Source organism: Hyphomonas sp. (assembly GCF_013823385.1).
Lineage (GTDB): Bacteria > Pseudomonadota > Alphaproteobacteria > Caulobacterales > Hyphomonadaceae > Hyphomonas.
In genome coordinates this window covers 1-22952 of the sequence record NZ_PNMA01000028.1, presented here as the reverse complement: position 1 = coordinate 22952, position 22952 = coordinate 1, and the positions used below count along the sequence as shown (strand labels likewise).

Annotated in this window: 21 protein-coding genes, 2 tRNA genes and 2 rRNA genes; 16 read left to right on the top strand and 9 right to left on the bottom strand. The window is 61.1% G+C overall.

What is annotated here, in order from left to right; all coding sequences use genetic code 11:
- Nucleotides 1-6 precede the first annotated feature (6 nt).
- From C0456_RS14975 to C0456_RS14965, 3 genes are all read left to right on the top strand, one after another.
- Entirely contained in the window at nt 7-810 is an 804-nt protein-coding gene (locus C0456_RS14975; RefSeq protein ID WP_291053750.1) for a transglutaminase family protein, read from the top strand.
- Between the two features lie 24 nt (nt 811-834).
- Complete coding sequence (locus C0456_RS14970; RefSeq protein WP_367179286.1) at nt 835-1566, top strand: peptidase; 732 nt, start codon at nt 835-837, stop codon at nt 1564-1566.
- Nucleotides 1567-1630: 64 nt separating this feature from the next.
- Nucleotides 1631-2374, top strand: a complete 744-nt coding sequence (locus C0456_RS14965; RefSeq protein ID WP_291053746.1) for a DUF481 domain-containing protein — start codon at nt 1631-1633, stop codon at nt 2372-2374.
- On the opposite strand, the gene C0456_RS14960 is transcribed toward C0456_RS14965, so the two are convergent.
- The 3 genes from C0456_RS14960 to C0456_RS14950 form a co-directional block, all read right to left on the bottom strand.
- Nucleotides 2371-3045, bottom strand: a complete 675-nt coding sequence (locus C0456_RS14960) for a C39 family peptidase (protein WP_291053744.1) — start codon at nt 3043-3045, stop codon at nt 2371-2373. The two genes, C0456_RS14965 and C0456_RS14960, sit on opposite strands and share 4 nt — an antisense overlap.
- 27 nt (nt 3046-3072) lie before the next feature.
- On the bottom strand, nt 3073-3390 hold the full coding sequence (locus C0456_RS14955; RefSeq protein ID WP_291053742.1) for a hypothetical protein: 318 nt from the start codon (nt 3388-3390) through the stop codon (nt 3073-3075).
- 184 nt (nt 3391-3574) lie between these two features.
- Nucleotides 3575-4591, bottom strand: coding sequence for a 2'-deoxycytidine 5'-triphosphate deaminase (locus C0456_RS14950; protein ID WP_291053740.1), 1017 nt, complete (start codon nt 4589-4591; stop codon nt 3575-3577).
- Nucleotides 4592-4652: 61 nt separating this feature from the next.
- Between C0456_RS14950 and metZ the strand changes: the two genes are divergently transcribed.
- Both metZ and apaG read left to right on the top strand, forming a co-directional pair.
- Nucleotides 4653-5852: an O-succinylhomoserine sulfhydrylase gene (gene metZ / locus C0456_RS14945; RefSeq protein WP_291053738.1), complete on the top strand. Its 1200-nt coding sequence runs from the start codon at nt 4653-4655 to the stop codon at nt 5850-5852.
- 25 nt (nt 5853-5877) lie between these two features.
- Nucleotides 5878-6294 (top strand): Co2+/Mg2+ efflux protein ApaG, encoded by a 417-nt coding sequence (apaG, locus tag C0456_RS14940; protein ID WP_291053736.1) that lies wholly within the window; start codon nt 5878-5880, stop codon nt 6292-6294.
- 21 nt (nt 6295-6315) lie between these two features.
- Here apaG and C0456_RS14935 read toward each other — a convergent pair whose 3' ends face one another.
- The gene (locus C0456_RS14935) at nt 6316-7392 is read right to left on the bottom strand and encodes a hypothetical protein (protein ID WP_291053734.1); all 1077 of its coding nucleotides are present in this window, start codon (nt 7390-7392) and stop codon (nt 6316-6318) included.
- A 119-nt stretch (nt 7393-7511) separates the two neighbouring features.
- Complete coding sequence (locus C0456_RS14930; RefSeq protein ID WP_291053732.1) at nt 7512-8321, bottom strand: PhoH family protein; 810 nt, start codon at nt 8319-8321, stop codon at nt 7512-7514.
- Between the two features lie 263 nt (nt 8322-8584).
- Between C0456_RS14930 and C0456_RS14925 the strand changes: the two genes are divergently transcribed.
- The gene (locus tag C0456_RS14925; RefSeq protein WP_291053730.1) at nt 8585-9115 is read left to right on the top strand and encodes a gamma carbonic anhydrase family protein; all 531 of its coding nucleotides are present in this window, start codon (nt 8585-8587) and stop codon (nt 9113-9115) included.
- Between the two features lie 73 nt (nt 9116-9188).
- On the opposite strand, the gene C0456_RS14920 is transcribed toward C0456_RS14925, so the two are convergent.
- Both C0456_RS14920 and C0456_RS14915 read right to left on the bottom strand, forming a co-directional pair.
- Nucleotides 9189-9782 (bottom strand): hypothetical protein, encoded by a 594-nt coding sequence (locus C0456_RS14920; RefSeq protein ID WP_291053728.1) that lies wholly within the window; start codon nt 9780-9782, stop codon nt 9189-9191.
- On the bottom strand, nt 9782-10393 hold the full coding sequence (locus C0456_RS14915; RefSeq protein ID WP_291053726.1) for a PilZ domain-containing protein: 612 nt from the start codon (nt 10391-10393) through the stop codon (nt 9782-9784). Before C0456_RS14915 ends, C0456_RS14920 begins: the two co-directional genes overlap by 1 nt.
- A gap of 166 nt (nt 10394-10559) precedes the next feature.
- Here C0456_RS14915 and C0456_RS14910 point away from each other — a divergent pair, with 166 nt between their 5' ends.
- The 3 genes from C0456_RS14910 to C0456_RS14900 are packed head-to-tail and all read left to right on the top strand — an operon-like array spanning nt 10560 to nt 12832.
- A complete protein-coding gene (locus tag C0456_RS14910; RefSeq protein WP_291053724.1) occupies nt 10560-12197 on the top strand; it encodes a choline dehydrogenase in 1638 nt (545 codons plus the stop codon).
- A gap of 49 nt (nt 12198-12246) precedes the next feature.
- A complete protein-coding gene (locus C0456_RS14905) occupies nt 12247-12528 on the top strand; it encodes a type II toxin-antitoxin system RelE/ParE family toxin (RefSeq protein WP_291053722.1) in 282 nt (93 codons plus the stop codon).
- Nucleotides 12529-12541: 13 nt separating this feature from the next.
- The gene (locus tag C0456_RS14900) at nt 12542-12832 is read left to right on the top strand and encodes a HigA family addiction module antitoxin (protein ID WP_291053720.1); all 291 of its coding nucleotides are present in this window, start codon (nt 12542-12544) and stop codon (nt 12830-12832) included.
- 152 nt (nt 12833-12984) lie between these two features.
- On the opposite strand, the gene C0456_RS14895 is transcribed toward C0456_RS14900, so the two are convergent.
- Complete coding sequence (locus C0456_RS14895; protein WP_291053718.1) at nt 12985-13533, bottom strand: PAS domain-containing protein; 549 nt, start codon at nt 13531-13533, stop codon at nt 12985-12987.
- A 412-nt stretch (nt 13534-13945) separates the two neighbouring features.
- Here C0456_RS14895 and C0456_RS14890 point away from each other — a divergent pair, with 412 nt between their 5' ends.
- On the top strand, nt 13946-16564 hold the full coding sequence (locus C0456_RS14890) for a TonB-dependent receptor (protein ID WP_291053716.1): 2619 nt from the start codon (nt 13946-13948) through the stop codon (nt 16562-16564).
- 63 nt (nt 16565-16627) lie between these two features.
- On the opposite strand, the gene C0456_RS14885 is transcribed toward C0456_RS14890, so the two are convergent.
- Nucleotides 16628-17002, bottom strand: coding sequence for a DUF4345 family protein (locus C0456_RS14885; protein WP_291053714.1), 375 nt, complete (start codon nt 17000-17002; stop codon nt 16628-16630).
- Between the two features lie 113 nt (nt 17003-17115).
- Here C0456_RS14885 and C0456_RS14880 point away from each other — a divergent pair, with 113 nt between their 5' ends.
- The 6 genes from C0456_RS14880 to C0456_RS14855 all read left to right on the top strand — a co-directional run.
- On the top strand, nt 17116-17829 hold the full coding sequence (locus C0456_RS14880; protein WP_291053713.1) for a rhomboid family intramembrane serine protease: 714 nt from the start codon (nt 17116-17118) through the stop codon (nt 17827-17829).
- A gap of 114 nt (nt 17830-17943) precedes the next feature.
- A complete protein-coding gene (locus C0456_RS14875) occupies nt 17944-18378 on the top strand; it encodes a CBS domain-containing protein (protein ID WP_291053711.1) in 435 nt (144 codons plus the stop codon).
- 903 nt (nt 18379-19281) lie between these two features.
- Nucleotides 19282-20736, top strand: a 16S ribosomal RNA gene (locus C0456_RS14870).
- 222 nt (nt 20737-20958) lie between these two features.
- Nucleotides 20959-21035, top strand: a tRNA-Ile gene (locus tag C0456_RS14865).
- A 53-nt stretch (nt 21036-21088) separates the two neighbouring features.
- A tRNA-Ala gene (locus C0456_RS14860) sits at nt 21089-21164 on the top strand.
- Nucleotides 21165-21426: 262 nt separating this feature from the next.
- A 23S ribosomal RNA gene (locus C0456_RS14855) occupies nt 21427-22952 on the top strand; the annotation flags it as partial.

Below are 22952 nucleotides of genomic sequence, written 5' to 3'. Positions count from 1 at the left end.
GGAAACATGCTTCTCAGGATCCTGCACAAGACGCGTTCGGTCTACGACAACCCGGTCGGTTACGGCCTGTTGCAACTCCGCATGACGCCCAAGCCGCGCCCAAGTCAGCAGGTTCTGAGCTGGCGAACCGTCATCGACGGCGGAAAGGTGGAGGCAGAGTTTGATGATCAGCATGCAAACCATGTGCATCTCGTCAGTATGGAGTCGGGGCATTCGGAACTGACGATCACCTGCGAAGGCGAAGTGGATGTGCGCGATACGGCCGGGGTGGTTGGGCCGCATACGGGCTTTGCGCCGCTCTGGCTGTTCCGGCGCGCCACCCCGCTGACCCGCCCTGGGCCGCATATCCGCCGCCTCGCCAAGGCTGTTCCCGATGCCAGCGGCGGCGACGTGCCGCGCCTGCATGCGCTGGCCGAGATCGTGCGCGGCGCGGTGCGCTATGAAACCGGCCACACGGACGCGGACACGAAGGCGGAAGAGGCGGTCGAGGCTGGCCATGGCGTCTGCCAGGATCATGCGCACATCTTCATTTCGGCTGCGCGCCTGCTAGGCTATCCGGCGCGCTATGCGGGCGGCTATCTGATGATGAACGACCGGGTGGAGCAGGAGGCAGGCCATGCCTGGGCAGAGGTTCATGTCGAGGGGCTTGGCTGGGTGGGGTTTGATGTTTCCAATGCCATCTCGCCCGATGACCGCTATGTTCGCGTGGCGACAGGTCTTGACTATGCCGAGACCGCTCCTGTTTCAGGTATGCGCTTCGGTGAGGCCACCGAATCGATGAATGTCCTGATCCAGGTGCAACAACAATAAGAAGGCGCCCAAAGCGGCTCACCCATGACGTATTGTGTCGGAATGAAGCTCGATCGCGGACTGGTCTTCATGTCGGACACCCGCACCAATGCGGGCGTCGACAATGTGTCCAAGTTCCGCAAGCTGTTTACCTGGTCTGTGCCCGGCGAGCGGGCCCTGGTGCTGATGACCGCTGGCAACCTGGCGACGACCCAGTCGGTGGTCAGCATTCTGGAGGAGCGCACCAAGGCGCCTTCGGAGCGGCGCCCCTCCATTCTCGAACTGCCGACCATGTTCCAGATTGCACGGCTTGTGGGCGAAACGTTGCGGGAAGTGATCCAGGCGAACGCGGCCACGGGGCAGAAGGCAGATTCCACCTTCAACTCCACCATGATCCTCGGCGGCCAGATCAAGGGCATCGAGCCGCGGCTTTTCCTGATCTATCCGGAAGGCAATTTCATCGAGGCGAGCGATGACACGCCCTTCTTCCAGATCGGCGAGACCAAGTATGGCCGGCCGATTCTGGTGCGCGCCTATGATCCGGGGATGAGTGTGGAAGAGGCGGTGAAGCTGCTCATGGTGTCGTTCGATTCCACCGTGAAGGCGAACCTCTCGGTGGGCCTGCCGCTGGACCTGCAGATCATCGAAAAGGATGCGATTCGGCTTGGAGCCTCCAAGCGGATCGAGGCGGACGACCCCTATTTCGCGCAAATCTCCAGCGGTTGGGGCGACGCACTGAAAAAAGCGTTCGACTCCTTGCCCCCATTCAAGTTTTGACAACAGGCGCGGTCGCAGATCCGGCGGCCGCCTCAGTCAAAGTTGAGAACAGGGAGCTGCCTGCATGAAGGTCATTCTCGCCATAATCGCCAGTGTGAGCGGGCTCGCCCTGCCGGCAATTGCCGGGGAAGGGACATGGAAGGGCGAAGGCTCATTCAGTGCCGGGCTGAACACCGGCAATACGGAGACGAGCGATCTCGGCATCGGCCTCAAGATGAGCCACGAGACGCAAGCCTGGCGCAACGGGGTGGAATTCATCGCCGATTATGGCACGAAGAATGGCAGCCAGACCAAGAACCGGCTGTTTTTTGCAGGCCAATCGGACCGCACACTGAATGATCGCCTTTTTGGTTTTGCCCGCCTGTCGCACGAGATTGACGAGTTTTCCGCCTTCGATAGCCGCTCATTTGTTGGCGGCGGTCTGGGCTGGCAGGTGTTGGAGGGCGGGCCGGCCATCTGGTCGCTTGAGGGCGGTCCGGGTCTCAAGTTCGACCGTTTGAAGGCCTCCACAACCGGCGTGCCGCCCCAGACGGTTCCGGCAGGCTGGGAAGAGTCCTTCTCATTCATCGCCGCGTCGAAGTTCGGATACACATTCAATGACGCCGTGAAGTTCGGGAACAACACCAACCTGATCTATGCCGACACATCCACACAGATCGGCAACAAGACCACGCTGACGGCGCTGCTCACCAAGAGCCTGTCGGCCCGCTTTTCGTTTGAGGTGCGTCACGACACCAGCCCGCAACCCCGCTTTGAATCGACCGATACGGCGACCCGCTTTTCGATCGTGTACGCTTTCGGGGGCTAGTCCGCGGCGCTCAGCACGATGGCCGCATTGCCGAAGGGCTCGCGGTAACGCGCCAGCCTGTCGGCGCTGATCGTCCGCAGACCCATGACCGGCTCCATCACGATGAAAGTGTCTCCGTCATAACCGGCGACCAGAACGTAGTGATTGAGGAGATTGCTGCCGGTCTTCTCTGACAGCCAGGCGGCGCGGGAGGTTATGAAACTCGCCGGAAAGCCAATCACCGGCACATTGGCGCCGGGCAGCTGCCATGTCTGAACATAGATGGACGGCACCTGTACCGGAACCAGCACGGGCCGGCCTGCTTCCAGTTCAGTCTTAAGCCCTGCGGCCGGCAGGCGCACGGCGCTGCTGACGAGGCCAAGGGATTGGGCGAGCGCCTGCAGCTCAGCCATCGAATAGCCCGCCTTCGTGTCGGCGGGCGGATGGGTGAGGAAGATGTCGTTGCCGGCGGCCGTGCCGGGGCCGCGCCAGTAGTTCACTGCGCTGGCAAGGGCGTGCGCCCCGCAGGCCGCGCCGTCTATCTGCTGGTCATGCTGAACCGGCAGCAGAAGCGTTTCGGGTGGGGAAACGGCGGCGCCGAACATTTCGAAACTATTGGTCGAGGTCCGGCTGGCAAAGCTTGCCGGATCTGTACTGGGGTGGGTGGCGCAGGCGCTGAGGGTCAGCGACATGGCCGCAAACAGCGCCTGCGCTTTCATTTACAGAACGGATGCCACGACAACTACGAGGGCAACAAGGCCGATAATGGCCAGAACATTGTTGGTCGACATACCGCCCGTATAGTCGGCTGCTTCTTCCGGCGACATCACCTGAACTTCATAGCCCTGCTGCTGGTAGGACTGGACGGTTGCGATCTGCTCGTCGGACAGGCCGTAGCGCTGAAGATCGTTGGCGCTGAAGGTCTGGGCTTCCACGCTACGGAACGGCGACGGGGCTTCCTGGGCAAAAGCGGCGGCCGGGGTGGCGACCGACAGGGCCAGGCTGAGGGCAATAGCGGTAGGGACGCGGAGTTTCATGGGCAATCCTCTTGTGTTTTAATTGAGCAACATCCCAATGACGCGACTGCCTCCGGCTTGGGAGGCAATTTGTCACCGGCAGGTGCGAGCCCGAAACAATCCGGGTCACCCACTAACGCAGGGGACGCGCGCTTGTTCCCTCCGGTCTGGATTTTTTCGAATTTTTCGGGGGCAGACGATCGGGTCAAACCGCGAAATGTTTGGAGAGCTTCAGCCCCTGACCCTGATAGTTGGAGCCCTGGCCGCCATAGAGGTGCCGGGGCTTTTCCGTCATCGGCTCATAGATCAGCTTGGCGACCGGCTGGCCATGCTCAAGGATGAAGGGCACGTCGCGCGAGCGCACTTCCAGCACGGCGCGGCTGCCGCCCTTGTTGGTGCCGAAGCCCGGATCGAAGAAGCCGGCATAATGGGCGCGGAACTCGCCCAGTTCCGGCGCGATGGGAGCCATCTCGGCGGCCTCATTGGCGGGGACCTTCACGGTCTCGCGGCTGACGAGGATGTAGAATTCTTCGGGATTGAGGACGATGCGGCCGTTCTTCGGATAGACCGGTTCCCAGAACTGGCTGATCTCATGAGCGCCAAGGCCGCGCAGATCGACGACGCCGGAATGGGCTTTCGCCCGGTAGCCGGCGGGCTGGCCCGCGGGGGGCTCAAGGTCAATCGAGACGATCTTCTCGCGCAGGGTTTCAGGCTTCTTTTTTTTGAAGCGCAGCTGGGCGAGACGGTCTCCCGGGCGGACCTTGATCGGGAAGGTGCGCGGGCTGACCTCCAGATAAAGGGGCCCGGAATAGCCGGTGGGCACTTCATCGAAGGCCCGGCTGCGATTGGTGACGAGGCGTGTGAACACGTCGATCCGCCCTGTTGAGCTTTTCGGATTGGCCCGCGCCGAGAGGCCAGCGGGCAGGCGCAGGGATTCCTGCAGGGGTACGAGATAGACGCAGCCGGTTTCCAGAACGGCGCCTTCCTGGGTGAGGTCGATCCGGTGAAGATGGATGCCCGGCTCCTGCAGCATCTCTGCGACGGTGCGGTCCTTGCCGGGCAGGAAGCTGGCGCGCAGGCGGTAGGCATCCACGGCCAGGCGCAGATCGAGGCTGGCAGGCTGAATCTGGCCCGGTTCCGGGGCTTCCTCGCACCGGATTGCCCCGCTTTTCAGCAGGTCTTCAATCTCGAAGTCGGGGATAACCCCGCTAATATCAGCCATCACTTGCACCCTGTTGGGCTCAGGCATAAGACCCGCTGCTGGAAACACAAGGATCAGAGCCATGGCGGATGCACCCGGCAGCGGAAAGAAGGGCTGGAAGCCCGCGACCCAGGCGGTGCGCGGCGGCCTGATGCGATCCCAGCATGGCGAGATCTCCGAAGCCCTTTATCTGACGTCGGGCTATGCCTACGACTCGGCCGAACAGGCCATGCGCCGTATGGCCGGGGAAGAGGAAGGCTTTGTCTATTCCCGCTATGGCAGCCCGACCAATGAGATGCTGCAACAGCGCCTCTGCCTGATCGAAGGGGCTGAAGCGTGCCGGGTGACCGGCTCGGGCATGGGCGCGATTTCGTCTGCCATCCTGGCGCCGCTGAAAGCGGGCGACCGGGTGGTGGCGGCCACGGCGCTGTTTGGCTCCTGCCGCTGGATCATCGCCAACCAGATGCCGAAGTTTGGCATCGAGGCGGTGTTCGTGGACGGGGCAGACCTAGACGCCTGGAAGCGCGAGATCGGCAAGGGCTGCCAGCTGGTGCTGATCGAAAGCCCGGCCAATCCGCTGCTCGACGGGGTGGACATTGAAGCGGTCGCCAAGCTCGCCAAGGCGGCGGGCGCGCTGCTGGTGGTGGACAATGTGTTTGCCACGCCCGTGCTTCAGCGCCCGCTGGAAATGGGCGCCGATGTGGTCGCCTATTCGGCCACCAAACATATGGACGGGCAGGGCCGCGTTCTGCTCGGCGCGATCCTGACAGACGCCAAGCGCATGAGCGATGTCTACGATCCGTGGCTGCGCCATATGGGGCCGGCGGCGTCGCCGTTTAATGCCTGGGTGGTGCTGAAGGGCCTTGAGACGATGCAGCTGCGCGTCGAGGCGCAGAGCCGGACGGCGGCGCGCCTTGCTGACGCGCTGGCTGCGCATCCGGCGGTCAATGCCGTGCGCTATCCTCACCGCAAGGATCACCCGCATTACGAGGTCCACAAGCGCCAGATGAAGATGGGCGGCACACTGCTCGCGCTTTCGCTCAAAGGGGGGCAGGACGCCGCGTTCCGCTTCCTCAACGGGCTGCAGCTGGTCGATATCTGCAACAATCTGGGCGACACCAAATCGCTGGCCTGCCACCCCTCGACCACGACCCACCGGGCGCTCTCCGATGCCGAGCAGGCGGCGATGGGGCTTGACCGGAGCTGGATCAGATTGTCGGTCGGGCTGGAGGATGGCGACGATCTGGAAGCCGATCTGCTTGCCGCCCTTAACAGCTTGTGAACCTATGCCGGGGAAGGCTTGGACCATGGCAAGACGCCCCGCTCCTCCGCAGTATGAGGCCATCACAGATGGCGTCCGCATCCGTGTGCGGCCGAAATTCCTGCATGATGAATCCGAGCCCGCACGGGCGAAATTCATGTGGCAGTATACGGTGGAAGTGGAGAATGAGAGCAACCGGACCTGGACCATCGTGCGCCGGCACTGGAAAATCGTGGACTCGGCGGGCCGGCTTCAGGCGGTCGATGGCGAGGGCGTGATCGGACAGATGCCAACGGTCGGGCCGGGTCAGCGTTTCAGCTATACCTCCGGCGCCCCGCTGGCCACGCCATCGGGCATGATGACCGGCACCTATGACCTTGTGGACGAAGAGGGCGAAGAGATGGTGGCGCGGATTCCCGCCTTCTCGCTCGACAGCCCATACGACACCTCGCGCCCCAGCTGAGGCGCGGGCGCGCAGCCTGGTCTAGCGCCAGGCTTCCGGGCGGCCAGGCATCTGCTCGCCGAGTTTCAGAACCCTGAAATTGCGGCCCATCATATCCTCTGTGAACAGCTGGCTGAGATCGGACGGACCAAGCAGGCCCTGCCAGGCTTCAAGCTGGGCCGGGGCGGATTCGGCGAAGAGAACGGTTGAGCCGGTCTGGTCCACAACAATGGCGCCATACTCCTGCAGCGCGCGGGCGATCACCTTGGCGGCCGGGGAAAGGTTCGTGTTCTCGATGTCATAGGCCGGGTCGAGCTGGATGCGGGCCCCCATCGGCAGGCCGACAAGATTGGGCGCGGTGCCTTCGGGGGCTTCCAGCGCCATGCTGGCAGGCGAAACGAAGCTGCCGGTGCGCGGCGCAGGATAGGCGATGGCGAGGGCATGGTCGATGCGGCCCGCCTTGATCTCGTCGAGGCGGATCAGGCCCGCAATCAGCGGAACGCCCGAGGGGCGGGGAGAGGCCGACAGGTTGGTGTCGGGCGCCGTCATCCAGGGGGCGGCAACGCCTGTTCCCTTGAGGTCGACTTCGGCGCCGAAGGAGGTGCCCCAATACCCTGTTTCCGGGTCCTGGGCGCCCTGTTTCATCTCCCAGGCCCGGCCGGCGAAGGGGTCGATCATGGCGAGATAGGCGGTGCTGCCTTCCGGGCCGGGCGGCACGGCGAAGACGGGCGCCGGAATACGCGTGCCCGGCGCGAAGCCGCGTCCGTAATGGCCTTGGAAGTAAGGGAAGACCTTCTTCTTCGGCGTCTTGGCGGCGTCGATGTAGTAGGTTGCCACCGAATAGACCGGCATGTTGATGGCCAGCGGGCTGTGGCTGGCAAAATCCTCGATCAGGATTTCGGACAGCGGGTCAATCATCGCGTCCGCGGGGATCTTTGTGTTCCAGGGGCTTTCCGCGGAGAAGGGGCGCCAGCCTGCGGGCGCTTCGGCAGCCGCAGCGATCTCTGCCGGCGTCGGGGGGGCGGCTGTTGCCGATTTTGTGTCGAATCCGGTCTGCGCGCAGGCCGTAACGGCCAGAACCGACAGCGCGGCAGCAAGTTTGAAGCCTGATTTCAGCATGTTTCCCTCCTGGGGACAGGTATCTTCCCGTCCGCAGGCAAGAAACAGGCCAATTAAGAAGCCGGGCCCCGCGAGAGACCCGGCTTCAAGGTTAATCGGGCGCGGGGAAGCGGCCGGATTCAGAGAACGTCAAGCATCTCCGCAACGAGGGGGTGGCGGACTACATCGGCTGCTTCCAGCCGGATGACCGAGGCCCCGGAAAGGGCTTCCAGCTTGTCAGCCGCTTTGGCGAGGCCGGAGAATTCCGGCAGCAGGTCTGACTGGTTCGGGTCACCGGTGATGACCATGGTGGAGTGCCAGCCAAGCCGGGTGAGCAGCATTTTCAGCTGGGTGTAGGTGCAGTTCTGGGCCTCGTCGATGACGATGAAGGCGTTGTTGAGCGTGCGCCCGCGCATGAAGCCGATGGGGGCGATCTCGATGACGCCTTCGGTCAGCATGTGTTTCAGCTGCGCCGGAGAGAGGCGGTCTGACAAAGCGTCGTAAAGCGGGCGGAGGTAGGGGGCGAGCTTGTCTTCCATGCCGCCGGGCAGGAAGCCAAGCTGCTCGCCCGCCTCAACCGCCGGGCGGGAGAGCACGATCTTGGAGACGCGGCCTTTCTGCAGGGCTTCAACCGCCTTGCAGATGGCCAGATAGGTCTTGCCGGTGCCTGCCGGGCCGAGGGCGCAGACGAGCGCATGGCTGTCCATGGCGGCCATCAGCTGGGCCTGGTTTTCGGAGCGGGGCTTCACCGTTTTCTGATAGCGCTGGGTGCGCTCCTGCGGGGCCGTCACGTTTGTAACCGGATGGGCATCGTCCGGGTGCCAGCCGCGCCCGCCTTCTATGGCGTGGAGATGGGGTCCCTTGCTGCCGCGTGCCGGCTCGTCGAACCAGGCTGAAGAGCGCACTTCTGAAGCGGCTTTCAGGCGTTTGGCAGGATTACGTTTACCCATGGGAGGCCTCCTTGCTTGCAGGCATGAAAAAAGCCGCTGGCAGGAATGCGCAGCGGCCCGGTGGAACGTAGGAAGGGCAAGGCGCCGATCTTGAAGGCGGCGAGCCCGTATCCGGGAGGAACACCCCCGGTGGTGAGGTATGAATGGGCACGAATCGAGCCATTGCCTCTCCGAATCTACGTTGCTTATAGAATAGCAGGATTATCGGACGGTTAAGTGACATTCCGTGAGCGTAACGAATTGGCGGGCAGCAGGAGATTGATATGGCGATTTACGAGATTGACGGGGTGGCGCCGCAATTGCCGGGCGAGGGCAGGTTCTGGATTGCTCCGAGCGCGGAAGTGATGGGCAATGTGGTGCTGAAGGAGAACGCCTCGGTCTGGTATGGCTGCGTCCTGCGGGGGGATAATGACCCTATTATCATTGGAGAAAATTCCAACATCCAGGATCTGACGGTGATCCACACTGACATTGGCGCGCCGGTGACGATCGGGAAGAACGTCACCGTCGGGCACCGGGTGATCCTGCATGGCTGCGAGATTGGCGACGACACGCTGATCGGGATGGGATCGACGATCCTCAACCGGGTCAAGATTGGGCGGAATTGCATCATCGGGGCTAATGCCCTGATTCCGGAAGGAAAAGAGATCCCTGACAACTCGCTGGTGATGGGCGCGCCGGGAAAAGTGGTCAAAGATGTATCAGAGGTCCAGCTTCAGGTGATCCGGATGTCTGCGATCCACTATGTCGAGAACTGGCAGCGCCATTCCAGGGGCATCAAGCGTATCGGCTGAGCCTTTTCGCGGACACTATCAGGACAAATCCGGACAGATCCGGACACTTTCGGACATTTCCGGACAGGTCAGGTCAGGTAAGGGGCGCGTTCCAGACGGGACGCACCGCCTCTGCCATGTCTTCCTCAAAGCCGACCCAGCCGAGGCGGGCCTCGCGGGTCTGCAGGACGAAGACCTGCGCCGTCTTCGGCAGGGCCTCGGCGAGGGCGGCACGCACCTGCGAGAGGGAGCGGGCCGAGCGCAGCAGGAAGGTGCCGGGGATGGGCTGCATATGCTTGCCGAGCGCGTCGAGGCAGGCGGGCAGGTCGCGCCAGAGCGCGGCTTCGGCCGGGGCAGGCGCACGGGCGGTGATCAGGTAGTTGGCCGCTTCGGCCCGGCGCCGGGCCCGCTCGGCAAAGGCGGGGGCGAGCGCTTCGGCCAGCCGGGGCGTGTCACGGATCGGCAGGAAGGGCTGCTGATCGCCGCCAGAGATCTGCGAGGCGGCATGGAGCCGGCCCTCGATGACGAATTGCTGGATCTGGCCGAGCGTGTAGGGCCCGTGGGCCTCGCCGCCAGCGAGCACACGCCAGATGGCGGGGTCTATGCGGGAAAGGTCGACCGGCGCAGAATCCGGGCCCGGCGGCTGGCCGGTAACCTGTTTCACCCGGCGGCCAAGACCCTCTGCCATCAGTTGGAGGGGGCCGGTTTCTGCCCGTGGACATAGCGGACGGCGAACTTGTTGCCGGCAACGCGGACAACTTCGCCGACGAGATTGCCGACGGTGACGCGTTCCCCCACGAAAGGCGGCTTGCCGGCGGTTTCAAAGGCGGCGCCGGTGAGGGAGATGTCGGTCACGCTACACTGGAGCTGGCGGCCATCGGCCAGATTGACGATGGCTTCGCCGCTGGCGCTGTAGCGTATTTCGCCGCGCTCTTCCTCAAGGCCGAGCTTGTCGCGGTTGAGCAGCCAGGTGAGCCGGTCGGCGAGCTTGTCGCGCTTGTGGGTGGAGGTGTGGAAGCGGACGGCAAAGCCTTCGGGGGAGACGCGCACCACATTGGCGACAACCCGGCCGACTTCATCGAAATAGCACACGACCTGCTCATCAAGGCCAGGGCGCTCGGATGAGACGATGAACGCGCCGTCGCAGGAGATGTCGGCGGTGCTGAGCACATGGTCTTCATGATCGCCGATCAGGAAGCGTCCGGTCAGTTTCAGTTCAACGCGTTTGAACCCGCGGCGGTCACGGGCGGAAAGCCGTCCAGACTCAGCGTCTTGGGATTGGGCGAGCGGTCGCGTCATTAAGGCTACTTCCTGCTTGGCCGATTGCGCTCAACCCAACGCAATGCAGGCAATATGTCACGTCTGACAGATAGTTCATGATCGTTGACAATTTCTTGCGCGCACGGGTGAACAAGATAGTTTACGGCTAACAATCAAAGCGGCCGGCCGCCGGGAGGAAAACAAGATGGACAGCTTCGACTATATTATCGTCGGTGCCGGCAGCGCGGGATGCGTGCTGGCAAACCGCCTCTCGGCAGACCCTTCCGTAAGGGTATGCCTGATCGAGGCGGGCAAGAAGGACACCTCGCTTATGGTTAAGATGCCTGCCGGGGTCGGCGGGTTGATCAAGCAGGCGAACGACCACAACTGGGGCTTCTTCACCGAGCCGCAGCAGCATATGGAAAACCGCCGCCTCTACTGGCCGCGCGGCAAGGGCTGGGGCGGCTCCTCCTCGATCAATGGCATGGTGTATATCCGGGGCCATGCGGGCGACTATGACCTCTGGGGCCAGATGGGCCTGAAGGGCTGGAGCTTTGCCGATGTGCTGCCCTATTTCCGCAAGTCGGAAAGCTATGAGGGCGGCGCCAATGCGTTTCATGGCGGCAGCGGCCCGCTGAACGTGACCGAGAGCCCGCTTTCCGGGCCGGTCTACCAGGCCTTCATCGATGCCGGCCGGGAAGCGGGCTATCCGGTTACGGAAGATTTCAACGGCGCCAGCCAGGAAGGCTTTGGCCGCTATCAGCGCACGATCTTCAAGGGCGGGCGCTGGAGCGCGTCCTTTGCCTATCTGCGCCCGATCGAGAACCAGCGGCCCAACCTCAAGATCATCTCCACCGGCGTGGTAACGCGCGTGGTGATCGAGAAGGGCAGGGCCGTGGGCGTGGAAGTGGCCGAAGGCAAGGGGCGCATTGCCCGGCAGATCCGCGCTGACCGCGAAGTGATCCTCTCAGCGGGCGCGGTGCAGTCTCCGCAGATCCTGCAACTCTCCGGCGTGGGTGATCCGGACGTTCTGAAGCGCCATGGCATCGAGACGAAGGTCAAGTCCACCGGCGTGGGCCGCAATCTTCAGGACCATCTCGATGTAACGGTGATCCATGACATGCCGGTGCCGCTATCGGCCTATTCGTTGCAGAAGGGCATCAAGAAGCTCGGCGTGGGCCTGCAATACCTCTATAACCAGACTGGTCCGGGGGCGGATAATTTCCTGCAGGCGGGCGCGTTCCTCTCCTCACGGCCGGGCCTGGCCATGCCGGACATTCAGCTGCACCTCGTCAATGCCATCATGATGGACCATGGCAATGCCGGGCCGGAGAAGGACGGCTATACGGTTCACGCCTGCCAGCTGCGCCCGGAAAGCCGGGGCAGCGTGCTGCTGGCATCCAATGATCCGTTTGCCCATCCGGCGATTGACCCGAACTATCTGGCCACGGAGGAAGATCGCCGCGTGATGCGCGAAGCGGTGAAGATGGTGCGCGAGGTGTGCCGCCAGAATGCGCTGAAAGCCTATACGGGCGGGGAAATCCTGCCGGGCGCTTCGGTGAAGACCGATGCGGAGATTGACGCCTTCATCCGGCAGAAGGGCGAGACGATCTATCACCCGGTTGGCACGGTTTCGATGGGTCCGACCGAGGCAAGCCCGGTGGACGGCGAGCTGCGCGTGCGCGGCGTGGACGGCCTGCGCGTGGTTGATGCCTCGGTGATGCCGACGCTTGTGGGCGGCAATACCAACGCGCCGACCATCATGGTGGCGGAGAAAGCCGCCGACATGATCCTGGGCAAGCCCGCCATGGCACGCGAGGAGCCGGCGCTGGCGGGGGCATGAAAACGCAGCGCTCTTGACGGATGTATCATGAAATGATACGCATCTTCAGGTGATACAGAGCACCAAAGGTGACCTGATCGGGCAGGTTATTGCGGGAAAGCCGGGCAAGGGCTTTCCCTCAAACCTGTTCAGGGTTGCCGTCCGGAAGGTCGCGATGCTTCAGGCTGCGCACACGCTGGAAGACCTTCGTGTGCCGCCCGCCAACAGGCTGGAGGCCCTGAGGGGCGACCGTGCGGGGCAGCATTCGATCCGGATCAATGATCAGTGGCGCATCTGTTTCATCTGGGGCGAAAATGGCCCTGAAGACGTTGAGATCGTGGATTATCATTGAAAGGAGACAGGTGATGACGACCCTTAAAGTGCCAGTCCATCCCGGCGAAATTCTCCGCTATGAGTTTCTTGAGCCGATGGGCCTCAGCCCGATCCGGCTGGCCAGGCACATCCGCGTGCCGCGCACGCGGATCGAGCGACTGATCAAGGAAGAAACATCCATGACCATCGACACGGCCAAGCGTCTTGCGCGGGCCTTCGGCACGAGTGTCGAGTTCTGGATGAACCTGCAGATGAGCTATGATCTGCTCAAGGCCGAGGCGGATATTGATGTTTCGGATATCGAGCCGCTCGCGGCCGCTTGAAACAGAGAGCGTGAAACCTGGCGCGGGGCGCGGAGATTATGGGGATCTCGCGCTCCGCCCGGTGATACGCGCCATTCTGGCGCGCTCAGCCCCCTGATCACCGGCGAGGCCAGGCTTCACGCAGGCTGCCCTTGCGGGCAGAGCCTGTTGTTTCAGTTCGAGGCCACCAGGCGCAGCTTCGGGCCGACGCGGCGGGTATCTGGCGGCACGATCATCGAGACGCGGTGGCGGAAGACCGGCTGGCCGTTGAGCGCGCCTTCGCTGCTGAGGGTCTGGTAGAGGCCCAGCATCCGGTTGCGCGTGGCGCCGGCCGTACCGGCCGAGAGCGGCATCAGGGTGACTTCCAGCTCCGCGCGGGCGCCCGAAAGGGTTTCGCCGCGCCCGCGGATCACGCCGGGGCCACCATCCAGGCGGATCGCCTCAAGGCAGGCATCGACCATCACGCGGTCCGGGCCGGTCCAGAGATCGAGGAAATTGTGATTCGAGAGGCGGCGGCCCACCAGGGAGGTGACGGCGTCGCCTGCGGTGCGCACCAGCCAGGTGCGGTCGTCCATCAGTTCGAGCACGAAAATGCGGTCGATCAGGTCTTCATGCTCGGCCACATTGGGGCCGGCAGCGGCGTGCATGTCCGGCTCCGATTGCATGCGGCGCCAGGCGTCCAGCAGGACACGGGTATTCGGGTGGATCGAGTGCTCGACCATGTTCTGGATTGCTCCTGATGTTCCATCGGGCCAAGGGGAGGCCCTCTCCGGCTCCTCAATCGCAATAATTGTTCCAGTTCGCCGGCAGCGGCTGAATTCACGCCATGAGGGAATAAACGTGCGCGCCGCCGCTGTTTCCTACGCTTCAGGGGGAAGAATTGGCGCAGCAGGACGCCGGGAAGGCGAAGCTGTGCCTCAGGCTGGAAGCGGGGGCGTTTCAGCCCGGAACAGCTGCGCCAGGGTTACGGCCATTGCGCCGCCGGGTTGCCTGAGGGTGAGACTTGCCTCGCCGCGAATCTGCCGATTACAATCTCTTCATACTAATAAGAAACTCTGCCGGCGCCTGCGGTCCCCACCGGGCAGGGCGATGGCCAACCTCCATCAGCAGAATCTCCCAGGAAGGAAACTCCACGTGTCAAAATCTGAAATGACGCCATCGGGCCGCAAGGCTCTGAGCGCCATGCTTTGCCTTGGCGTTGGTCTCAGCGCCCTGACGGCTGCCGCCCCGGCGCTGGCCCAGGAACAGGAAGCCGCCGAAGAAACCCGTACCATGCAGACCGTGACGATCACGGCCACCAAGCGCGAACAGACGCTGCAGGATGTGCCGATCGCGGTGTCCGTGGTGGACGATGCCACCATCGAGCGGGCGGCGATTGTTGACCTCAACGACCTGCAGTCGATCATTCCGTCGCTGCGCGTGGGCCAGCTGCAGTCTTCGGCCAACACCAACTTCGTGATCCGCGGCTTCGGCAACGGGGCCAACAATGCCGGGATCGAGCCGTCGGTGGGTGTCTTCATTGATGGCGTCTACCGGTCGCGCTCTGCCTCGCAGATTTCCGACCTGCCGAACATCGAGCGGGTGGAAGTGCTGCGCGGGCCGCAATCGACCCTGTTTGGCAAGAACGCGTCAGCCGGCGTGATCTCGGTCGTTACCAAGAAGCCGCAATATGAGTTTGGCGGCGTGGTTGATGGCACGATCAGCAACGAGAATGGCTACCGGGTGAATGGCTATGTCACCGGGCCGCTGGCGGAAAACCTCGCCGGCGCCGTGGGCGTGACCTACAACAAGCGCGACGGCTATGTCGAAGATATCGGCACGGGAACGAAAACCAACGAACGCAACCGCTGGGGCATCCGCGGCGACCTGCTGTTCGAACCGAATGTGAACACGTCTTTCCGTCTGATGGCGGACTATGACCAGATCGACGAGCTGTGCTGCGCTGCGGCCAACGTCGTCAACGGGCCGACGGGCGCCATCGTGCAGGCTCTGGGCGGGCAGATCGTTGCGGAAGATCCCCACAGCTACCGCGTGGCGTATAACCTTCCGTCCACGAACAAGATCGACAATGGCGGGGCATCGTTCCAGGCTGACTTCGATCTGGAGACCGTGCGCCTGACCTCGATCACGGCGTACCGGATGTCGAAGCTCGACACCAACCAGGATTCCGATTTCACCGGCGCGAACCTGCTGGCAGAAAACTCCAACAAGACCGACATCGACACCTTCACCCAGGAAATCCGCCTGACCTCGACGGCGGGCGAGCGGTTCGACTGGATGCTGGGCGCGTTCTATTTCGATGAAAAGGTCGATATCGAGAACGGCCTCTTCTATGGCAACGACTATCGCAACTATGCCAACGCCCTGGCAGGGGGGCTGAACCCCAATACCGGCACGATCACCGACATTCTGGCAGGCGTCGAAAGCGTGCTGGGCCTGCCGGTGGGCACCACCTTTGCCCAGGCAGGGCAGGGGCTTGCCGAATCCTATGGCCAGGACAACACCGCCTGGTCTCTCTTCGGGACACTGGACTTTCATGTCACTGAGCGCCTGACGGCAACCGTCGGCCTCAACTATACCGAAGACAAGAAGGATGCGTATGGCCGCGTGAACGCGACGGACGCCCTTTCGGCGGTCGACTTCGTGGCGGCTGGCCAGCAGGTGATCCTCGGCCAGGCCCTGATCAACGCAGGTGTTGATCCGACCAATCCGGCTGCCGTGGGCGCTTTTGCGCAGGCCAACCCGGCGATCTTTGCCGGCATGCAGCAATTTGCGACAGCCAATGCGACGAACCCGGCGGTCAACCCGTTCCTGGCCCTTCAGCCGCTGCAGTTCCTGCCGCCGTTCCTGAACTTCCCCAACTCGGTCGAAAGCGGCCAGACGAAGGATTCGGCAACGACCTACACGCTGCGCCTTGCCTATGACCTCAACGACAACCTCAATACTTATGTGTCGTATGCCACCGGCTTCAAGGCGACGTCCTGGAACCTGTCGCGCGACTCGCGCCCCTTCGCGCGGGACTTCATCCCCGGTTCGCCGGTGACGAGCCCGGCAGGATCGCCGATTCGCAATGCCGGCCTCGCCCTGCCGAACCTGACGACCGGCACCCGCTATGCCGGGCCGGAGGATGCGGCCGTGTTCGAGGTGGGCCTGAAGGGCGTCTATTCGACCGTGGCTTTCAATCTCGCCTATTTCGACCAGACGATCGAAGGCTTCCAGTCGAACGTGTTCACGGGCACGGGCTTCGCGCTGGCCAATGCCGGCAAGCAGTCCAACAAGGGTCTGGAATTCGACGTGACCTGGAACCCGGTCAATAATCTGCAGCTGATGGTGGCCGGTACGCTTCAGGATCCGAAGTATGACAGCTTCCCGAATTCGGCGAGCGGCGACCTTTCCGGCCAGAAGCCCTATGGCATTCCGGAAGTGGCTACCTCCACGGCGGCGACCTACTTCTTCGATGTGGCCGGCTGGGACGCCTATGTCCGCGGCGACTGGCAGTATGAAAGCGCCGTTGACCATTTCGACAGCGACATCGAGCAGGCCGCCTTTGGCGAGCAGAAGAAGGTCAATACCTTCAATGCCTCGACCGGCTTCAGCAATGATGACGGCCTCGGCGTGACGCTGTGGGTGCGCAACGTGTTCAACGACGAATATATCACGACCGCATTCCCGGCCGTGGCGCAGTCTGGCTCCTATATGGGCTATCCCGTCGCGCCCCGTTCCTATGGCGTGACGCTGCGCAAGACGTTCTGAGACGGCCCTGGCCAGTGATTCTTCAGGAAGCCCCGCCTCGCTGGCGGGGCTTTTCTTTTGGGATCAGCGCTGCCGGGTGGCTCTCAGGGCGAATATCGCCCCGGCCAGCACGGCCACTTCAAAGGCGACAAAGCCGATATACACGCTGGTGGGCGCCGGGCCGAGGAGCAGGGCAAAGCCGCGCGCGAACACATAGCCCCCCATATATACAATGAGAAACCAGATCGCCGGCAGCCGGAAGGCGGACTGCAGCGCCCCGGCTGCGCAGAGCAGGGCGGCGGCCAGGCTGACCCCGCCATAGATGCCCCGCAGCTCGTAAGCGCCATTGGGGCCGCCGACGGCGACGCCGAGGTTTTCGGCCATGCCGATGGGATTGGCCAGCGAGACGGCCCCGAAGAGGGCGAAAAGGGCCGCGACGAGCCCGAGAAACAGCTTCACGTACATAAGAGAGGAACTAGTTTCAGCGCGCGGCGAGGCAAATTTAACATTCACGCCTACATGAAAGAGCGTGTGGCAGACCGATTCTGGCCGCGAGTAGTGAGGAATTTGGGATGCAATCTGCTCAAAAGCGCCCGCCGATCATCAATGCGCCGCTGCCGCTGACCGCTTTTGCGCTGCTGCTGATTGCGTTGCATGGGGCCCGCGTCTTCGCTCCGCAGGAGCTGGAAATCGCGGCGCTGTATCATGGAGCGCTGTTTCCGGAACGCTTCTGGGGGTGGATTGGCGGCCCGGTTCTGCTGCCAGGCGTGGCGCCGCCCTATGCCGGATGGCTGAGCGCGATGGCACCCTTTGTGCTCAGCACGCTGCTGCACGGAGACTGGTTTCACGTTATCCTGAACGCCGTTTTCATGATCGCCATCGGCAAGCCGGTGCTGGAAATGCTCTCGGCTTTGCGCGGCGGATATGGCGTTGGCGCCGTCGCCATGTTCTTTGTACTGATTTTCCTTTCCCAGGCCGGGGGCGGACTGGTTTACCTGCTGCTCAACAATCCCAGCGGGCCCATCGCGGTGGGCGCCTCGGGCGGGATCAGTGGCCTGATGGGGGCGTTTTTCCTCATGCGGGAAGGAGCGGGGGCGCGGGTTCTCTCGCGCAATTTCCTCACCGTGACGAGCATCTTCATGGTGGCAAACCTGCTGTTTGCCTTTGTCGGTCCGGCGCTTCTGGGGGCATCCATCGCCTGGGAAGTGCATGCCGGCGGCTATGTCGCCGGGGCGCTTTTTGCCCGTGTGCTGATTTGGAACGCTCTGCGCAAACTTGATATATAAGCGGAAACAGGGCGTTTAACGCCGAATTCATGGGAGTCGCTTCGCGTTCCCGGTTATGGTATCTTCCATCATGGTGAGACGGCCTGAAGGCCGCCGCTGCGATGGAGGACCGGAATGATCATTGAACAGATTCTCAACGACAAGGGCCGTGAAGTCATCACGCTGCGGGCCGATGATACGCTGCGCGAAGCGGCGCGGCTGCTGGATGAACGGCGGATCGGCGCGGTCGTGACGCTGGACGCTGACGGCGAGATCGTCGGTGTGCTGTCGGAACGCGATATCGTGCGGCAGTTCGCCAGGGAGGGGGCGGCGGCCCTCGAGATGAATGTTGGCAACGCCATGACGCGGGCCGTGATCACCATCACGGCGGAAGCCCCCATCGACCAGGCGCTGCAGCTGATGACCGACCGGCGCATCCGGCATCTTCCCGTTGTGCGCAACAACCGGCTGACCGGCTTTGTCTCCATCGGGGATCTGGTGAAATGGAAGATCGCCGAGACAGAGGCTGAGGCCCAGGCGATGAAGTCTTACCTCTCCGCCCAGTTCTGAGCCTTTTCCACAAACAGCAGTGAATCTGTGAATTTCGCAGAATGAGGGCTTGTGGTTCTCAGGCGGCACCGATACATCGCGGCCTTCGCTGAGCCGGGCGGCAACAAACGGCCCAGCGATGACCGCCCTGCGGTCGCCGAACGGAAGAAAAGGGGTTGCCCTTTACACCGAACAGCGGCTATATGTGCGGTTCTCCCGAACGCCCGAGCAAATGGGCCGAGACAATCGGCACAGGAGTTCTGTTCGCTCTGAAAATCAGGCTTCACGCCAAGGTGTGGAATTCTGAAAGAGGGGTGAGAAAAGGGTTGACGGGAGAAACGGTGGCCCTAAAAGCCGCCGCTTCCCGAACGCCCGAATGGATGGGCCGAGATGATCGGCCAGGAAGTTCAGTTCGCTAAAATCCGGTGGCTCTAACAGGCTGTGGAAAAGCGAAAAAAGAGGTTGACGGGAAATGCGGTGGTTATACAAGCCGCCGCTTCCCGGACGCCCCAACAAACGGGCCGAGACTTGATCGGCCAGGGAGTTGTGTTCGCTAAAATCTGGTGGTTCTGACGAACTGCAGAAGAGCGAAAAAAGGTGGTTGACGGGAAATTAGGCGGCTGTATAAGCCGCCACTTCCGGACGGGGCCGCAGGCTTCCAACGGGCACCAAATTCGAGCTTCGGCTCACGCTGTTTGACATCGTAAGAGATAGGAAGAGAAACGCAGGCGGCGTGATGGCTTGCGGACATCGCAAGATGTCCAAACGATCACGACGATGTGTTTCTTGAGAATTCTTTTTTCCATCGGGAAGGCTTCGGTCTTCCTTTTGTTTAAAAGGGTTCTCGTCAAAGAACGCAATACTTATGCTTATACAGCAAAGTAACCGTCCATATTCCAATGGATGGTTCGTCAGATCAAAACTCAACTTGAGAGTTTGATTCTGGCTCAGAACGAACGCTGGCGGCAGGCCTAACACATGCAAGTCGAACGATATAGTGGCAGACGGGTGAGTAACGCGTGGGAACGTACCTTTCACTACGGAATAGCTCTGGGAAACTGGTGGTAATACCGTATACGCCCTTAGGGGGAAAGATTTATCGGTGAAAGATCGGCCCGCGTTGGATTAGCTAGTTGGTGAGGTAATGGCTCACAAAGGCGACGATCCATAGCTGGTCTGAGAGGATGATCAGCCACACTGGGACTGAGACACGGCCCAGACTCCTACGGGAGGCAGCAGTGGGGAATCTTGCACAATGGGCGAAAGCCTGATGCAGCCATGCCGCGTGAATGATGAAGGCCTTAGGGTTGTAAAATTCTTTCGTCAGGGATGATAATGACCGTACCTGAAGAAGAAGCCCCGGCTAACTTCGTGCCAGCAGCCGCGGTAATACGAAGGGGGCTAGCGTTGTTCGGAATTACTGGGCGTAAAGCGCACGTAGGCGGACTTTTAAGTCAGGTGTGAAATCCCGGGGCTCAACCTCGGAACTGCATTTGAAACTGGAAGTCTGGAGATCAGGAGAGGTTAGCGGAATACCGAGTGTAGAGGTGAAATTCGTAGATATTCGGTGGAACACCAGTGGCGAAGGCGGCTAACTGGACTGATACTGACGCTGAGGTGCGAAAGTGTGGGGAGCAAACAGGATTAGATACCCTGGTAGTCCACACCGTAAACGATGAGAGCTAGTTGTTGGCAGGCATGCCTGTCGGTGACGCAGTTAACACATTAAGCTCTCCGCCTGGGGAGTACGGCCGCAAGGTTAAAACTCAAAGAAATTGACGGGGGCCCGCACAAGCGGTGGAGCATGTGGTTTAATTCGAAGCAACGCGCAGAACCTTACCTACCCTTGACATGTCCAGTATGGTTTCCAGAGATGGATTCCTTCAGTTCGGCTGGCTGGAACACAGGTGCTGCATGGCTGTCGTCAGCTCGTGTCGTGAGATGTTGGGTTAAGTCCCGCAACGAGCGCAACCCTCATCCTTAGTTGCCATCACGTTTGGGTGGGCACTCTAAGGAAACTGCCGGTGGCAAGCCGGAGGAAGGTGGGGATGACGTCAAGTCCTCATGGCCCTTACGGGTAGGGCTACACACGTGCTACAATGGCAGTGACAATGGGATAATCCCAAAAAGCTGTCTCAGTTCGGATTGTCGTCTGCAACTCGACGGCATGAAGGTGGAATCGCTAGTAATCGTGGATCAGCATGCCACGGTGAATACGTTCCCGGGCCTTGTACACACCGCCCGTCACATCATGGGAATTGGTTCTACCCGAAGACGGTGAGCTAACTTCGGAGGCAGCCGGCCACGGTAGGATCAGTAACTGGGATGAAGTCGTAACAAGGTAGCCGTAGGGGAACCTGCGGCTGGATCACCTCCTTTCTAAGGATGCAACAGATTGCTTTACTCACGTGAAGCTCTGCTGCCCTTATTCAAAGCCTTCTTATGAAGGCAAACATATGCGGCTGTCGCGCCGTCTCCGTTTCTCTTCCTTCGTTCGTAATGCCTGGCGGCATCTGGCTGCCTGGGTATAAGCGAGCCCCGCGGGCGCTAGCGCCTGTCTTCGACTTTGGCTGCGGCGGCCGCCTGGTCTGCCTGGCTGAAGGGCCGGTAGCTCAGGTGGTTAGAGCGCACGCCTGATAAGCGTGAGGTCGGAAGTTCAACTCTTCCTCGGCCCACCATCGAAGTTACAAGGGGTAAGCGAGACTGGCCGAGAGCCAGCGACAGGAACCACGGGGCCATAGCTCAGTTGGGAGAGCGCCTGATTTGCATTCAGGAGGCCGTCGGTTCGACTCCGTCTGGCTCCACCATCCTGTCTCACGAACGAAAGAAGTTATCTGGTTTCCGGAGCCCATTGGGGTTCCGGGATGTTTGTTATCGTAAGGGAAAGACTGATCCGGCCGCGCGCCTCATAAACCCCCACAGGGTTTTGGCGTTGCTGCTTCAGCCGATAGAGCGTGCTTGGCAACAGGCGTGCTTCAAAGGGTCAGTCTGCAAGAAACCAACAATGTCTGACTGAAACTCTGTGCAAGTGAAGCGTTCTGCGCTTTCCACTGCACATGGGTTTTATGAGATCAAGCGTCAAAAGGGCATCCGGGGGATGTCTTGGCGGTAAGAGGCGATGAAAGACGTGGCACTCTGCGATAAGCACCGGGGAGGCGAGAGCACCCTTTGATCCGGTGATTTCTGAATGGGGAAACCCACCTCCGAGATGTTGGATAATTCGAGCGCTTCGGCGCTCGACATGTCTGACATTTCAATAGTGAGGTATTTTAAACTGAATACATAGGTTTAAAAAGCGAACCCGGGGAATTGAAACATCTGAGTACCCGGAGGAAAGGACATCAATTGAGACTCCGTTAGTAGTGGCGAGCGAACGCGGACCAGGCCTGGTCTGAAACAAGGAGAAGCATCTGGGAAGGTGCGCCATAGTGGGTGATAGCCCCGTATCCGTAAAATGAAGACCTTTTAGAGTAGGGCGGGACACGTGAAATCCTGTCTGAAAATGGGGGGACCACCCTCCAAGCCTAAGTACTCCTTACCGACCGATAGTGAACAAGTACCGTGAGGGAATGATGAAAAGAACCCCGATGAGGGGAGTGAAACAGATCCTGAAACCGGATGCCTACAAGCTGAGGGAGCTCTTCGGAGTGACCTCGTACCTTTTGTATAATGGGTCAACGACTTAGTGTTGCGTGCAAGCTTAAGCCGTTAGGTGTAGGCACAGCGAAAGCGAGTCTGAATAGGGCGACTGAGTACGTAGCATTAGACCCGAAGGCAAGTGATCTAGGTATGGGCAGGCTGAAGGTGCGGTAACACGCACTGGAGGGCCGAACCGTTGAATGTTGAAAAATTCTCGGATGACCTGTGCCTAGGGGTGAAAGGCCAATCAAACTTGCTGATAGCTGGTTCTCCGCGAAATCTATTTAGGTAGAGCGTCACGGTTGAGACTCCAGGGGGTAGAGCACTGAATGGGCTAGGGGTCCTTACCGGATTACCAAACCTTATCAAACTCCGAATACCTGGAAGTTATACGTGGCAGACACACGGCGGGTGCTAACGTCCGTCGTGAAAAGGGAAACAACCCAGACCGCCGATTAAGGCCCCCAAGTCATAGCTAAGTGCGAAACGATGTGGGATTGCTGAGACAATCAGGAGGTTGGCTTAGAAGCAGCCATCCTTTAAAGAAAGCGTAACAGCTCACTGATCAAGCGATCCTGCGCGGAAAATGTATCGGGACTAAAGTTATGCGCCGAAATCGCGGGCTCGTAAGAGCGGTAGCGGAGCGTTCCGTAAGCCGATGAAGGTGAACCGTGAGGTTTGCTGGAGGTATCGGAAGTGAGAATGTTGACATGAGTAGCGACAAAGAGGGTGAGAGACCCTCTCGCCGAAAGTCCAAGGGTTCCTGCGTAAAGCTAATCTGCGCAGGGTTAGCCGGCCCCTAAGGTCAGGCCGAAAGGCGTAGCCGATGGGAACCACGTTAATATTCGTGGGCCGAGGGATGAGTGACGGATTCCGAAAGCTGTACAAACTTACTGGATTGTGAGTGCAGCCTGGGGGTCCCTGGAAATAGCCTCCCTATTAGACCGTACCCTAAA

Bases quoted from the DNA above. Each gene is read 5' to 3' on its own strand.
- C0456_RS14925 (WP_291053730.1), top strand. From the start codon at position 8,585: ATGGCGATTTACGAGATTGACGGGGTGGCGCCGCAATTGCCGGGCGAG.
- C0456_RS14935 (WP_291053734.1), bottom strand. From the start codon at position 7,392: ATGCTGAAATCAGGCTTCAAACTTGCTGCCGCGCTGTCGGTTCTGGCC.
- C0456_RS14920 (WP_291053728.1), bottom strand. From the start codon at position 9,782: ATGGCAGAGGGTCTTGGCCGCCGGGTGAAACAGGTTACCGGCCAGCCG.
- C0456_RS14965 (WP_291053746.1), top strand. From the start codon at position 1,631: ATGAAGGTCATTCTCGCCATAATCGCCAGTGTGAGCGGGCTCGCCCTG.
- apaG (WP_291053736.1), top strand. From the start codon at position 5,878: ATGGCAAGACGCCCCGCTCCTCCGCAGTATGAGGCCATCACAGATGGC.
- C0456_RS14880 (WP_291053713.1), top strand. From the start codon at position 17,116: ATGCAATCTGCTCAAAAGCGCCCGCCGATCATCAATGCGCCGCTGCCG.
- C0456_RS14900 (WP_291053720.1), top strand. From the start codon at position 12,542: ATGACGACCCTTAAAGTGCCAGTCCATCCCGGCGAAATTCTCCGCTAT.
- C0456_RS14915 (WP_291053726.1), bottom strand. From the start codon at position 10,393: ATGACGCGACCGCTCGCCCAATCCCAAGACGCTGAGTCTGGACGGCTT.
- C0456_RS14895 (WP_291053718.1), bottom strand. From the start codon at position 13,533: ATGGTCGAGCACTCGATCCACCCGAATACCCGTGTCCTGCTGGACGCC.
- C0456_RS14910 (WP_291053724.1), top strand. From the start codon at position 10,560: ATGGACAGCTTCGACTATATTATCGTCGGTGCCGGCAGCGCGGGATGC.
- metZ (WP_291053738.1), top strand. From the start codon at position 4,653: ATGGCGGATGCACCCGGCAGCGGAAAGAAGGGCTGGAAGCCCGCGACC.
- C0456_RS14950 (WP_291053740.1), bottom strand. From the start codon at position 4,591: ATGGCTGATATTAGCGGGGTTATCCCCGACTTCGAGATTGAAGACCTG.
- C0456_RS14970 (WP_367179286.1), top strand. From the start codon at position 835: ATGACGTATTGTGTCGGAATGAAGCTCGATCGCGGACTGGTCTTCATG.
- C0456_RS14875 (WP_291053711.1), top strand. From the start codon at position 17,944: ATGATCATTGAACAGATTCTCAACGACAAGGGCCGTGAAGTCATCACG.
- C0456_RS14960 (WP_291053744.1), bottom strand. From the start codon at position 3,045: ATGTCGCTGACCCTCAGCGCCTGCGCCACCCACCCCAGTACAGATCCG.
- C0456_RS14930 (WP_291053732.1), bottom strand. From the start codon at position 8,321: ATGGGTAAACGTAATCCTGCCAAACGCCTGAAAGCCGCTTCAGAAGTG.
- C0456_RS14955 (WP_291053742.1), bottom strand. From the start codon at position 3,390: ATGAAACTCCGCGTCCCTACCGCTATTGCCCTCAGCCTGGCCCTGTCG.
- C0456_RS14975 (WP_291053750.1), top strand. From the start codon at position 7: ATGCTTCTCAGGATCCTGCACAAGACGCGTTCGGTCTACGACAACCCG.